At 70.3% G+C, this 12828-nt stretch carries 12 protein-coding genes; 8 read left to right on the forward strand and 4 right to left on the reverse strand.

Annotated features, from left to right (window positions below; translation table 11 throughout):
- Positions 1–82: 82 nt before the first annotated feature.
- The 4 genes from ACFYW3_RS23975 (at position 83) to ACFYW3_RS23990 (ending at position 4851) form a co-directional block, all read left to right on the forward strand.
- On the forward strand, positions 83–1174 hold the full coding sequence (locus ACFYW3_RS23975; RefSeq protein ID WP_389387257.1) for a hypothetical protein: 1092 nt from the start codon (positions 83–85) through the stop codon (positions 1172–1174).
- Positions 1175–1262: 88 nt separating this feature from the next.
- Positions 1263–2363, forward strand: coding sequence for a hypothetical protein (locus ACFYW3_RS23980; protein ID WP_389387258.1), 1101 nt, complete (start codon positions 1263–1265; stop codon positions 2361–2363).
- A 41-nt stretch (positions 2364–2404) separates the two neighbouring features.
- Positions 2405–4144, forward strand: a complete 1740-nt coding sequence (gene asnB, locus ACFYW3_RS23985; RefSeq protein ID WP_389387259.1) for an asparagine synthase (glutamine-hydrolyzing) — start codon at positions 2405–2407, stop codon at positions 4142–4144.
- A gap of 77 nt (positions 4145–4221) precedes the next feature.
- Positions 4222–4851, forward strand: coding sequence for a histidine phosphatase family protein (locus ACFYW3_RS23990; protein ID WP_351750879.1), 630 nt, complete (start codon positions 4222–4224; stop codon positions 4849–4851).
- Between the two features lie 66 nt (positions 4852–4917).
- Here ACFYW3_RS23990 and ACFYW3_RS23995 read toward each other — a convergent pair whose 3' ends face one another.
- Positions 4918–5640, reverse strand: coding sequence for a hypothetical protein (locus ACFYW3_RS23995; protein ID WP_389387260.1), 723 nt, complete (start codon positions 5638–5640; stop codon positions 4918–4920).
- A 471-nt stretch (positions 5641–6111) separates the two neighbouring features.
- On the opposite strand from ACFYW3_RS23995, the gene ACFYW3_RS24000 reads away from it, so the two are divergent.
- Positions 6112–6477, forward strand: a complete 366-nt coding sequence (locus ACFYW3_RS24000) for a peptidase inhibitor family I36 protein (RefSeq protein ID WP_351750876.1) — start codon at positions 6112–6114, stop codon at positions 6475–6477.
- 189 nt (positions 6478–6666) lie between these two features.
- Here the strand turns inward: ACFYW3_RS24000 and ACFYW3_RS24005 are convergent, their stop codons facing one another.
- A complete protein-coding gene (locus ACFYW3_RS24005; protein ID WP_351750874.1) occupies positions 6667–7329 on the reverse strand; it encodes a helix-turn-helix domain-containing protein in 663 nt (220 codons plus the stop codon).
- Positions 7330–7408: 79 nt separating this feature from the next.
- Here ACFYW3_RS24005 and ACFYW3_RS24010 point away from each other — a divergent pair, with 79 nt between their 5' ends.
- The 3 genes from ACFYW3_RS24010 (at position 7409) to ACFYW3_RS24020 (ending at position 10477) form a co-directional block, all read left to right on the forward strand.
- Positions 7409–8395, forward strand: a complete 987-nt coding sequence (locus ACFYW3_RS24010) for a sterol desaturase family protein (protein WP_389387261.1) — start codon at positions 7409–7411, stop codon at positions 8393–8395.
- Between the two features lie 35 nt (positions 8396–8430).
- On the forward strand, positions 8431–8994 hold the full coding sequence (locus tag ACFYW3_RS24015; protein WP_389387262.1) for an SRPBCC family protein: 564 nt from the start codon (positions 8431–8433) through the stop codon (positions 8992–8994).
- Between the two features lie 67 nt (positions 8995–9061).
- Positions 9062–10477 carry an aldehyde dehydrogenase family protein gene (locus tag ACFYW3_RS24020; protein ID WP_389387263.1) on the forward strand — a complete coding sequence of 472 codons (1416 nt, stop codon included), beginning with the start codon at positions 9062–9064 and terminating at the stop codon, positions 10475–10477.
- A 125-nt stretch (positions 10478–10602) separates the two neighbouring features.
- Here ACFYW3_RS24020 and ACFYW3_RS24025 read toward each other — a convergent pair whose 3' ends face one another.
- The gene (locus ACFYW3_RS24025; protein ID WP_351750868.1) at positions 10603–11313 is read right to left on the reverse strand and encodes a pyridoxamine 5'-phosphate oxidase family protein; all 711 of its coding nucleotides are present in this window, start codon (positions 11311–11313) and stop codon (positions 10603–10605) included.
- Between the two features lie 462 nt (positions 11314–11775).
- On the reverse strand, positions 11776–12762 hold the full coding sequence (locus ACFYW3_RS24030) for an SMP-30/gluconolactonase/LRE family protein (protein ID WP_389387264.1): 987 nt from the start codon (positions 12760–12762) through the stop codon (positions 11776–11778).
- Positions 12763–12828 lie beyond the last annotated feature (66 nt).

Genomic DNA, 12828 nt, shown 5'->3' on the forward strand with positions numbered 1-12828 from the left:
GCCGTCCTTGTCATGATCGGCCGTGAAGACCGGGACCCGGCACGACGCGGGACCCCACCCAGACACGGGGGTGATATGCGGCATGGCATCGAGCGCACCCACGCACCGGTACACCGTCCGTTCACACGTCGAGAACACCGGCCTGACGTGCTCGCCGTCCGTGGCGCGGCACATCGACCGCCTCGCACGTCCCTACCTGTCCCTCGAACCGGGCCCCTGCCCGCCCGGGGCCTGGGAGGTCGTCGCCGACACCGAACCACCGGCGAGCGCCAGGCCGGAAACGGTCACCGCGCAGGGTGAGACGAGCGTCCGGTACGCCGTCGATCGAGCCCGCAAGACCCTCTACCACCTGGCCCCCCGGGGCGAGGCGTGGGTGACCCAGTCACTCCTGCGGGCGACCCGGGCGATCCACCGCTCGACGGCGAGCCGACAGGGCATGCTCTTCCTGCACGCCGGGCTCGTGGAACTGGACGGACTGGGCGTCGCCCTCGTCGGCGGCAGCCGGGCCGGCAAGACCACCTTCGTCATGGCGAGCGTGCTGCACGGCGCGGGCGTGATGGTGTGCAACGACGACGTGAGCCTCACGGCGGAACCGGACGGGAGCGGCGTCCGCGGCGTCGGGTGGCCGAGATCCGTCTCGGTACGGCTGGACACCCTGGACCTGTTGTTCGGGCGGGAGGCGGCAAGGGCGGCGCGCTCCTCGCTGACGCATCCCGCCAACCAGACGCTGGGGAGCCTGCGCGAGTCGGGCGTCGAGGAGCACGGGACGGCCCTCATCTACCCATGGGAGTACGCCAACCTGCTGGACACCCGCATCGGCCGGTCGGCCGCGGTCGACGCGATCGTCCACCTCGGCCTCGCCGACGCCCCGTCGGAGACCGGCGCGACGGACGTACCGCTGACCGAGCGCGCCGGACTGCTGGAGCGCCACGTCCTGGGCCTGCCCAACAAACACCTCAACATCTTCGGCCACGCACCGGACGACGCCGCTGCCGGCCGGACCCGCGACGCCCTCGCCGCCCTGCCCACCTTCCGCTTCCGGTACGCGTTCGAGGACGCGAGCCGGGAGGTCGCGCGACTCGCCGGCCACCTCCGCGCCCGGGTGCCGGCACGCTCCCCGGAACAACGCCCCACCGACCCAGCCACACCGGCCGGCCCGGGACGCCACCGGTGAGCGGTCGTTGACGACCGTCGTCCCCCCTTCCACCCGGCCGGTCGGCGGCCGGGACACCGCACCCCGAACAGAGAGGGGCAGGGCAGCCGTGCTCTCCTTCCGTACCCACGTCGCCGCGGTCTCCGGCATGGACGACTTCGACGAGGAGGCAGTCCTCGCGAAGATCCACCTCGCCGACGACGACATCCTGATGCTGTCCGGTTCGCTCGTGGACGGTTCGGGCACCCCGTCCTCGGACTTCGACTTCTGCGTCATCGCCCGGTCGAAGGACGAGAGGTTCCACCGGGACACCTTCCCCCGCGAGCAGCACATGCGGTACTACACCAGCGGCGACCGGGTGAAGGCGAGTTTCGACTACCTGCCCCACAGCCTGCTCGGCGTGGACGTCGAGTACTGGACGGTTCAAGAGGTCGCCGCCATGCTCACCTCGCACGCGCGGCTCTACGCCCAGATGCGGACCCGAGCCCGCAAGTCCTCCGGCTTCGCGGCGTCGGCCGTCGACTTCCGGGTCCTGTCGCGGCTCACGTACGGGATCCCGCTCACCCACGCCGCCGCGTTCCGTGAACTCACCGCCGAGGTACGCCCCGGGGAGGTCGCCTACACGGCCTTCCGCGCGGCCGTCGGCAGCTACCCCGACTTCCGCGACCTGGCCGGCATGTGGGCGCAAGGAGACCACGCGTCGGCGCTGATCGCGGCGCGCAAGCTGGGCGTCGACACCTTCCGGGGCCTGACGCACGTCCACGGCAACACCAACCGCAACCCGAAGTACCTGGCCCGCTTCCTCGCCCGCCTCCCTCTCCCGGCCGAACTGTCGGACCGGTTCGATGAGTTGAACGCTCTCGGCGTCGGGCCACAGGCCGATGTCGCCGATGCCGTCCTGGAATGGCTCGACCTCATCGACCTCGCCTTCGCCGAGATCCGGGCCGGCCGCGAGAAGGCGGAGGCGTTCGTGGGCCGCGCGGACTTCCTCGGCCTGCTGAAGGAAGAACTGCACGAGAGCATGACCTGGAACGCCGAGATCTCCAACGAGTACTGCTTCCGCGCCCGCGAGGCCGAGCCCGGCCTGCCCTCCCTGCGCGAGCTGCTCTCCGCCATGACCGCCCGCGGCGCGGCTCCGCACCACCTGCCGCTCCAGGAGTGGGCGAAGGGCCGCACGGCCCCCGTCGGGGAGAACAACAAGTCCGCCTGAGAGGCCCGCCGGGCCTTCGTCGACCACCCGGGGAGACCCCCTTGTGCCGGATCTACGGCTACTTCGGATCCGATCGCGACGTGCGCGCGATGGAGGCCGCGCGCGACGCACAACTGCCCGGCGGCCCCGACCGGCAGGCCCACGTCCGGGGGGAGGACTGGGGCCTGGGCTGCAACCGCCTCGCGATCCAGGACCCGTCGCACGGCCGCCAGCCGTTCACGAACGCCGACGGCTCGCTGCACGCCGTGTTCAACGGCGAGATCTACAACTTCCGCGCCATCAGGCGGGAACTCGCCGCGCACGGGGTGCACGTCGACGGCGACTGCGACGGCTCCGTCCTCCTTCCCTACTACGAGCTCCACGGCGACCGCTTCGTGGACCGGCTCGAAGGCATGTACGCCATCGCCCTGGTGGACCTGCGCTCGGGACGGAGGTTGAAACTGTGGAGCGACCCGCTGGCCGTCAAGAGCCTGTACTACGAGGCCACCGCGCACGGCGTCACCTTCGCATCCGAACCGGACGGACTCACCGCCCTGCGGACGGGCCGCCCCGACGTGGATCCGTACGCCGTCGACCACTACCTGAACTGGCAGTGCCTGCCGCCCGGTTCATCGCTGCACGCGGGCGTCTCCACCCTCCGGGCAGGCGAACACCTGCTCCACGACGGCCACGCGACCGTCGTCCGAGCACCGCGGCGCACCGAGACGCCCCCGCCCGACGACACCTGTACCCCCGCCCGCCTCGGCTCCCTCCTGACCGGGGAGGTGGAGCGGATGTCACTCCAGTCCGCGCCCGCGGCCGTACAGCTTTCCGGAGGTCTCGACTCCGCCGTCCTGGCGACCCTGCTGGGCCGCCGCCGCACCGACGTCACCGCCTTCCACGTGACGCACGAGGGCACTCACCCGTCCGACGAGGAGACCTACGCGCGGGACGCCGCCGCGCACGCCGGCATCCCGCTCGAAGTGGTCGAGATCCGCGAGGCGGAGCTGCCCGAACTGATCCCGCCCATGGTGGCGGCGCTGGGCTCTCCCAACGCGACGCCCCACGCGCTGAGCGCCTACGTCCTCTTCCGGGAGATCGCCGAGCGCTCCTTCCGCGTGTGCTTCGTGGGCGACGGCGCTGACGAACAGTTCGGCGGCTACCGCCGCTACGGCACCGCCCTCGCCGCCACCGACGACACGTGGCGCGAGCACTACCTGGACCGGCTCTCACTGGTCCCACACGCGCGCTACCGACGGCTCTACACGCCCGAGTACCGGGCGCTGCTCGACTCCGGCGGGAGCAGCCGCGCCCGCGCGCGGGAACTGCTCGGACCACCGGCCCCCGGGCGCCTGGAGCAACTGCTGACCTTCGACCGGCTGTACAAACTCCCCGGCCTCAACCTCCGCAAGCTCGACCACCTCTCCATGGCCCACGGGATCGAGGGCCGGGTGCCCTACTGCCAGCCGGCCGTCACCGACTTCGCGCGGCGCACCCCCGACCCCCTGAAGGCCACGGCGGTCCGGCGCAAAGGGATCCTCTGGGACGCAGGCGCCCCGCTCGTCCCGGAGTCGGTGCGCACACGGCAGAAACAACCCTTCACCTTCCCCGTCGACGCGTTCCTGGCACCCGGCACCAAGCTCTGGGAGTTCGCGACCGACGTGCTGGCCCGGCCCCGCCTGCGCACCGACGGATTCCTGAGCGGCGCCGCCGTCCGCGAGGTCCTGGACACGCACGCCGCCCGCCGCGACCAGGCTCGACTGGTGTGGGGCCTGATGATCCTGGAACTGTCCCTTCCGTGAGACCCCGTCACCCGGGTGGCGCGCACGCGGTAACGTCCCGGATCAAGGCAGGAACCCTTCAAGAGAAAGGTGCGCCGGTGCGCAGCATCCACGTCGTCACCCACCCGGAGGCGAGCCACCACGTCGAGGGCCTGGTCGGCGGATGGCACGATTCCACGCTGACCCCCGAAGGAGTGCGGGAGGCGGCCGCGATCGCCCGCGCCCTGCGGGCCGAGATCCCCGAGGACGCCGAAGTCGAACTGATCTCCTCGGACCTCCGGCGGACCCGGCGCACCGCACAGGAGATCGGAGGTCTGCTCGGTGTGGAGGCGTCCCTGGACCGCCGGCTGCGGGAGAAGTCGTACGGAGAGGCCGAGGGCAGGCCCCAGGAGTGGCTGGACAAGAGGTTCGTCCCCCCGCCCGCGACCGGCGACCGGATGGGTCACGACGAGGGCATCGAGGGAGCGGAGACGCGGGCCGATTTCGCCGGACGGATCTACGAAGCCATGGACGGGATCCTGACCCACCCGTACGAGCACCAGGTGATCGTGACGCACGGCTTCGCGCTGACCTTCGTGGTGGCCGCCTGGATCGGCATGCCGATCGAATCCCTCGGGCACGTCAACTTCCGGGTCGCCTCGGGCAGCATCACCCATCTCCGCGAGGACGACTTCTTCCACAATCGTCAGCTCGTCCGTCTCGGAGACACCCGCCACCTCGAAGGCTGACGACGCACGGGGGAGGGCCGTACGCGCCGAGCCGACGCCCTGCGCGGGGTCGGTGGTGCTGTCGGCCTAGCGGGGCGGCTCGCACCGCCGGGGGAGCGTCACGGTCCCGGGGCGGTGCTCGAAGGTGTCCATGACCAGCCACTCGTCGAGCTCGGGGTCGTAGAGGTTCTGGATACCGAACTGCAGGACCTGCCAGAAGGTTCCCCGGTTGTTCTCGTCGACATAGATGTCGCCCAGTGCGAGCGGCAGACGGGCATGGTTCCCGGGGGGCAGCTTCGGGAGGACCACGCCCACCCTCCAGTGGTTCACGTGCCGCTGGGAGTGGGGGTGTCGCAGGGTCTCCCGACCGACGAACCGGGCGCCTTCGAACCCTTGGTTCAGTGCCTCCAGGTTGAAGCCCGGGATGCGTGAGCAGGGATGCTCGGTCAGACCGGGCCACTTGTACGTGAGCGTGTAGAGCGTGTCGTGGTAGATCAGGTTGGTGAACCAGATCGGGTACTGCGGGCCACCCGCCGTCATCTGGCTGTCGCCGTCCCTCCCCTCCCAGGTGAACGGCACCGTGATGTCCAGGTCCCGGACGATCCACTTGCCCTTGCCGCGGAAGTCGCGGGGGAGGCGGGGCGTAGGCGGCGTCGGGGAAGTGTCCTGTCGTACGGCCACCGTCTCGAACGACGGCGCGGTCCCGGTCCGGGGTTCGCTGTCGGCTGGGGGAGGACCTGCCAGGACGAGGGCGACCACTCCGGCAAGAGCGGCCGACGTGGCCGTCTTGCGTGTGCCTTTCCAACCCATGGTCTTCCTCGGTTGTCGCGTCAGGCGCCGTCATGGCGCGGGGTACGGTCACGGCGATGCTGGGACACCGTCCCCGGAATTGAAGATTCCGAAACCGGCGGCTTCGGGTGGCCGTCAGCCGTTCCGGTCCCGACCCGAATCACCGCCCGTCTCGGCGAAGCCCGGCGGCGGCACCTCACCGGGCGCGAGCCGCGGCGCGGCGAGCCGGCGAGATCGGCCACCTGGTGGTGCGCGCGGGGTGCAGGTCGAGCGCCAGGCCATGCTCGACTTCGGCTGACCGCTCGGCAGCGGGCCCCGCCACCACCATGCCGCCGTCCGCCCGAGTGCCGTTTTCTACAAGACCCGCCCCGGGGCGCTCCGTCAGACTCATGCCGAGTTCCGCTCCATCAGGCGCTTTCCTCCTCCGGCCCGCACTCTCGTGGACTGGCCGGTCGAGGCTGGGGCGCACCTACGCGTCAAGGAGACAAAGGCATGCGTATGACGAGGAAACTCGCAGGACTTGTCGGCGGTATCGCGCTGACCGGCGGTCTACTGATCGGGGGCGCGGGCACCGCCGGCGCGGCGGCCTCGGACTGCCCCTCGGGCTACTTCTGTGTCTGGTCCGGACAGAACTACACCGGCCAGAGGCAGCAGATCGCCGGGAGCAACTCCAACCTGACCCAGTACGCGGTATTCCAGAACTTCAGGTCCTGGTACAACCACGGTGCTTCCTGTGAACTCAGGTGGTACTCGGGAACCAACTACACCGGCTCCAGCGGAATCGTCCCGAAGGGGACCAAGCAGTCCGACAGCGTGGGCCACTACATGAAGTCCAACAACTGGGTCAATTGCAGCTGACAGAACCATGCCCGAGGGCGGTGCTCGCCAGGAGCGCCGCCCTCGGCACGTCCCCCTCCGGGTACGGGAGAGGGGACCGCGGCGCACCCTCACCGGGGGCGCGGGGGCCTCTGAAGTCGTCGCTGCTCCCGGCTCCGGTGGGCCCCTGGCCGGAGCTGCACGGTCACGGGCGGGGAAGTCCGGTCGCCGTCAGGACGGCTGGTCGGGCGCGTTCCAGCTCCGGTGGTACTCGGCCCAGTCCGGCTGTGGTCCTGGCAGCGGGGTGTGGGCGGTACGCAGTCCGTCGAGGGCCAGGGTCAGCATCCTGCGGCGTGCGTGGTCATCCTGCTCGGTGCGGCGGGGGTGCCGGCTGAACATCTCCATGAGGTGCGTGATGTCGAGCGTCGTGACGTCACCGCGTACGGTCCCGTCGTCGTGACCGCGTCGCAGCAGTCGTTCGGCCAGTGTTCTGGCCTGCTCGTTCGCGGCGGACACCTCTTCGGGCAGGCTGAACGTCCCGGCCAGGGCCGCGAAGGCGCCGGCCCTGGCGTCGACCGCGGCAGCCATGTATCGCGCCAGGGCCTCCCAGCCGCTGCCTTCCGCCTCCAGGGCCGCCTCCAGTTCGGCGATCGTCTGGGCGATACCGATCGCGCACAGGTGCTGGAGGAGCTGCTCCTTGCTCCCGTAGCGGCGGTAGAGGGTGCCGATTCCCACTCCGGCCAAGGTGGCGATGTCCGCGACGGGGGCGTCGGCGCCCTGTTCCGCGAACACGGCGCGGGCCGCGTTCAGCACCAGGAGGTCGTTGCGTTCCGCCTCGGCCTGGCGTCCGAACCGGCCTCCCGCGCGCGGTCGGCCGAGATCTGTCCTTTTCATGGCGTCCAACCTATTGCCTGTCGGAGTGCTGCGCTCCGATACTGCCTATCGGAGCACATCGCTCCGATAGGAGGTTCCGATGGATAACACGTCCCTGTTGGCCCTGTCCGCACCCCTCTTCGTGCTCCTGGTCGTCATCGAGATGATCTACTACCGGCTCCACCCCGACGAGAACGCCAGCGGCTACGGAGTCCGGGACACCGCGGCCAGCTTCGCCGTCGGCGCGGGCGCCGCCGTCGTGGACGTCTTCTACAAGACGATCGCGGTCGCCGTCTTCGTCGGCCTGTACGAACTGACCCCGCTGCGGGTCGAGGTCACATGGGTGACGTTCCCGCTGATCCTGCTGGCCCAGGACTTCTGTTACTACTGGATGCACCGCGAGCACCATCTGGTGCGCGTGCTGTGGGCCAGCCATGTGGTGCACCACTCCAGCCTCAAATACAACTTCTCCACGTCGGTCCGCCAGCCCTGGACAGGCCTCACCTCCCAGATCTTCTACATACCGCTGGCCTTGGCCGGCGTGCCGCCCTGGGCGATCCTCCTGTGCGGCGCGATCAACATGCTCACCCAGTTCTGGCTGCACACCGACCGCATCGGCAAACTGCCCCGCTACATCGAGAGGGTCATCAACACCCCCTCCAGCCACCGGGTGCACCACGCCTCACAAGGCGGATACCTGGACCGCAACTTCGGCGGCATCCTCATGATCTGGGACCAGATGTTCGGAACCTGGGCCGAGGAGACGGAACGTCCTGCCTACGGCCTCACCAAGAACATCGACACCCACAACCCCCTGCGCATCGTCTCCCACGAGTACGCCGCCATCGGACGCGACCTGGCACGCGCCACGCGATGGCAGGACCGGGCACGCCACCTGCTTGGCCGCCCCGGATGGCAACCCGAACACGCGACCCTCCCCTCCGTCCCACACCACAAGCCCACGGAGCGGCCGACCACCAGCCTCCGCAGCGCATGCTGCCCCGACTCCGACTCCGACTCCGACTCCGACTCCGCCACCGGCGCCCGGTGCACCTGCCGGCCCACCGGCGCGGACATCAGCCGTTGACGGAGAGCCGGGCGCCACACCTCGGAGGTGACCACGTGGACAAACCGGGCCCCGCCCACACCCGCACCCGCACCCGCACCCGCACACGGGAACTCAGGGAATCCGTCATCATCGCGGCGCCACCCGAAGAGGTGTACGCCTCGATCAGCGACGTGAAGCGCATGCCCCTGTGGAGTCCGGAATGCGTCAAGGTCCTTCTCCTCCCGAGAAGGAGCGAGTCCCGCCCCTCCTTCATCGGATTCAACCGCAACGGACTTCGCCACTGGTTCACCCTCTGTCAGGTGACCACCGCCGACGCCCCCGGAGAGTTCGCCTTCCGCGTCTCCGTCGCGGGTCTGCCCATAGCCATCTGGGGCTTCCGACTCCGCCACCACGTTCCCCCTCACACAGCCGCCGCCACCGGCTCCACCCATGTCACCCAGTACTGGCACGACCTGCGCCAAGGCCCCTTCGGGGCAGTCGCCGACCTCCTGGGCCGCGCGGTCGCGGGCACCTCTCCGGCGGCACGCGTCCGCGTCAACCGGGCAGGCATGATCACCACGCTCCACCGACTCAAGCACTCCGTGGAGGACGCCGCGGGGGGTACGACACCCCAGTGAATTCCGGCACGGATGACGCTGCTCCGCGGGTCGCACCCGTTGATCGCAGAAGGTTGCAGAAGGATCCATGACCCCCAGAACCGTCTCCCCGATCACCAAGACCGCGGCCGATGCACGCCGCCTCTTCGACTCCGGCAAGACCCGCCCCATGGCAGCACGCGTCACCCGCCTGCGCGCGCTGCGCGCCATGCTCGCCGAGAATCAGCCGGCATTCGAAGCCGCACTGTGGAATGACCTGCACAAGAGTGCGGGCGAGGCGCAGTTGACCGAGATCAACGTGACCTTTGCGGAGATCACCCACATGCTGCGCCACCTTCGGCGATGGGCCAGGCCCAGACGCGCTCCGGTACCGGCGGCTCTGTGGCCGGCGCGGGCCCGATTGGTGTCCGAGCCGCTGGGCGTGGTGCTGGTGATCGCCCCGTGGAACTATCCCGTGCAGCTTCTGCTCAACCCCCTGGTCGGCGTACTGGCCGCGGGGAACGTGGCCGTACTCAAACCGAGCGAGCTCGCACCGGCGACCTCGGCACTGATCGCTCGGCTCGTGCCGAGGTACTTTGCCGACGGCGCCGTGCGCGTCGTGGAGGGAGGCGTCCCGGAGACGACCGACCTCTTGGCCCAGCGGTTCGACCACATCGTGTTCACCGGCAGCGGGACGGTGGGTCGCGTCGTGATGAGGGCGGCGGCCGAGCACCTGACGCCGGTGACGCTGGAGCTGGGTGGCAAGTCACCGGTCTGGTTCGACGACGATGCCCAACTGCACCGGGCGGCGCGGCGCCTGGCATGGGCGAAGTTCACCAACGCGGGCCAGACGTGCGTCGCCCCGGACTACGTGATGACCACCCCCGACCGGATCCCGGCGCTCGTGGACGCGCTCCACGATGCGATCACGGACATGTGGGGGGTCGACCCCCAAGAGAGCGGGGACTACGGCCGCATCGTCAACGAGCGGCAGTTCGACCGCCTCGCAGCACTGCTGCACGGCGCGGAGGTGGCTGTCGGCGGCGAGCACGACCGGGCCGAACGCTACATCGCTCCCACGGTGGTGACCGTCCCCACCCTCGACCGTACGGCCGTCGGCCCGGAGGCAGCCCACCCCCTGCTACGGGAAGAGATCTTCGGTCCGATCCTGCCCATCCTCCCCGTCGACTCCGCCGAGCAGGCCGCCCATGTGATCAATGGCTGGGACAAGCCGCTCGCCGTGTATGTCTTCACCTCCTCCGCCCGTACCCGCCGCCTGTTCGAGCAGTACACCTCATCCGGCGCCGTGGTACACGACGCCGGCCTCATCCACGTTGCCGCCGCGGGACTTCCGTTCGGCGGCGTGGGTGCCAGTGGCATCGGCGCCCAACACGGCGTGTACTCCTGGCGAGCCTTCTCCCATCTCAAGCCCGTCCTGCGCAAGCCGCACACGATGGACACTCTCCGCCTGGCGCAGCCACCGTTCACCCGCCGTGGGCTGCGCTTCGTCAAACGCCTGATGTGATGCGGACAGAGCGCAAGCCTTGCCCCGGCCCACTGCCCCCGCCGACCTCCCGCCGCCAACCGGTGGCGGCAGGCCGGTGGCATGCCCCCGCCGATGCGTCAGCCTCAGGACGGGCGCGCCTGGGGTCAGTGCGGCGCTGCCTCGGGTGGCGCGTCCCGCACGAAGATCCGCCGGCCCGTGACCCGTTCCGGCGTGAGGGAAACCCACAGGTCTCTCTCGCCGCCGGCCCAGGGCAAGGAGTACGCCTGCTTCGTGAGCGCGCGAACGGTCTCAGGATCCGTGACCGCCTGCGCCCTGCCGACCAGCAGAACGCTCCAGCCCCGGCTGAACGCGTCGTCGATACGGTCCACCTCGAAAGGGACCACGCTCGCCACGGCTTGGGCCGGAAGGGCCTCGCTGGACGTCCTGAAGAGTACGTTGCGCTCCCTGACGAGGTAGTTGACCGGCAGAATGGCGGGCCCTTCGTCCGAGGCCACCCCCACCCGCCCCACCCCGTGGGTGTCGAGCAGGGCCCAGCATTCTTCATGATCGAGTTCGAGCAGTCCGGGGTGGTAGGCCGCCTGTCCGGTACCGGGCGGCAGGTCGACATGAGCCCCGGACAGTTCGTCCAGCGTCGTCGAAAGGGCCTCGGCCAGTTGCAGCAGGAATCCGATGCCAGGGGTTGCCGTCTGCTCCTCCACGTAGCGGATGTACCCGGGGGCCGATCCGGCCCGTTCGGCCACCTCCTCCCGGGACAGTCCCAACTGCTCGCGACGCGCCGCCACGCGTCGGCCGAAGTCGCCGGGCAAGGGTTTCGGCTCGGGGGCGGCGGATCCTGGCTGCGGGTGCTCGGACATGACGTCGACCTTTCCTCGTCCGCGTTCGCCGGCAGTCAGGCAGCCAGTAGCGGCCACGGAAACGGGCGCCGGCGAGTGGTGCACTACAGCCTGGGCCACGGCTCCGCCCTGTGCCCCGAGCCGCGCCGAGCGTTGTACCCGCACCCGACCGTGTTTCGGTCGGGCGACGGAAACACGACGCCGGCGCGGTACCAGGGCCGGTGGATGGTGTGGCAGTTCCCTCGGAGCCCTGGTGGCACAGGCACCAGGGCTCCACCACGTGTGCCGCGGAGGGGCGTGACGACGGCAGGAACTCCGACCGGCCCGCTCGGTGGGCACCCGGACGACGAACGGGATGGAGCGGCTCGCCCGTGCCCGCCCCGGGTTACCCCCTCGGGCTGTCAGCCCGGCTACGAGCCGCACCGCTCCGCCTTGCGACGCACCGCACCAGACGCCGCGGGCCACGCCCTGCGGGCGCGGGCGCTACTTTGCGGACACCCCCTGGCTGTTCAGGTGGGCGAGGAGAAGGTTGGGGTCCTTGGCCGTGACGTACGCGGCGCTCAGGACGTAGGCGGTATCACCGCGCAGGGCGATGGAGGTGGGGTTCTGTAGCCCGTCGGCGGCGGTCAAGACGGTGGAGTGGGAGCCGTCGGGCTGGATGAGGGCGACTTCACCGGGGCCGTTGAGGGCGGCCAGGATCTGGTCGCCGTGGCCGGTGAAGGCGAAATCGTCGATCCCTGCCATGCCGGTGGCTCGGGTCTGCACGGCGCCGGGGCGTCCGTTGCGCAGGATGGGGATGCGCAGGACGGTGCCCCGGTCGAGGTTGGTGGCCCACAGAGCCCCGTTGTGGATCTTCAGTCCGTTGGCGCCGAGGAACCCGGTGGAGGCCAGTTCGGGGGCGGACGACCAGGTGCGGGGGGTACCGCCGGCGGTGGGCACGCTCGTGATGGTGCCGAGGACGGAGTCGGTGACGTAGAGGGTATGGGTGCGCGGATCCAGGGCCAGGCCGTTGGGCAGCCCGGCGGCGGGCAGGGCGGCGATGCGCTGCGGTTCACCGTCGGGGCTCAGCCGCCACAGACCGGTCAGATCGGCGGTGCCGGTGGCGTACAGGAAGTACAGGGTGCCGTCCTGCGCGCGGACGATTCCGGTGGTCAGGGCGAAACCCAGGACCGGGGTGTGCCTGCCGCCGTCGGCTGGTGCGGGCAGGGTGGCCAGGATCCGGGTGGTTCCCCGGGGGGTGATTCGGGCGACCTGTCGGGCGGCGGCGAAGGTGACGTACGCGCTTCCGTCGGGAGCCAGGGCGATGTTCTCGGGCATCTGCTGCCGGGCCAGGTCGAAGTGCGCGGCGATGTGCGCACAGCTCAGCGGGGCGGAGACGGTCGACGCGGCGGCGGGGCCGGTCGCGGCGACGACGGCCGCGGCCAGCACGGCGGCTGACACGGCGGTCTTGGACAACCTGTGCTTGAACATGGTTCCTCCACTGTTTTCGGGCATGCGCCGGCGGTACGCCGACGCGCGGGGGTTGGGGGACGGTCC

Origin of the sequence: Streptomyces sp. NPDC002602 (assembly GCF_042889445.1) — a bacterium.
Classification (GTDB): domain Bacteria; phylum Actinomycetota; class Actinomycetes; order Streptomycetales; family Streptomycetaceae; genus Streptomyces.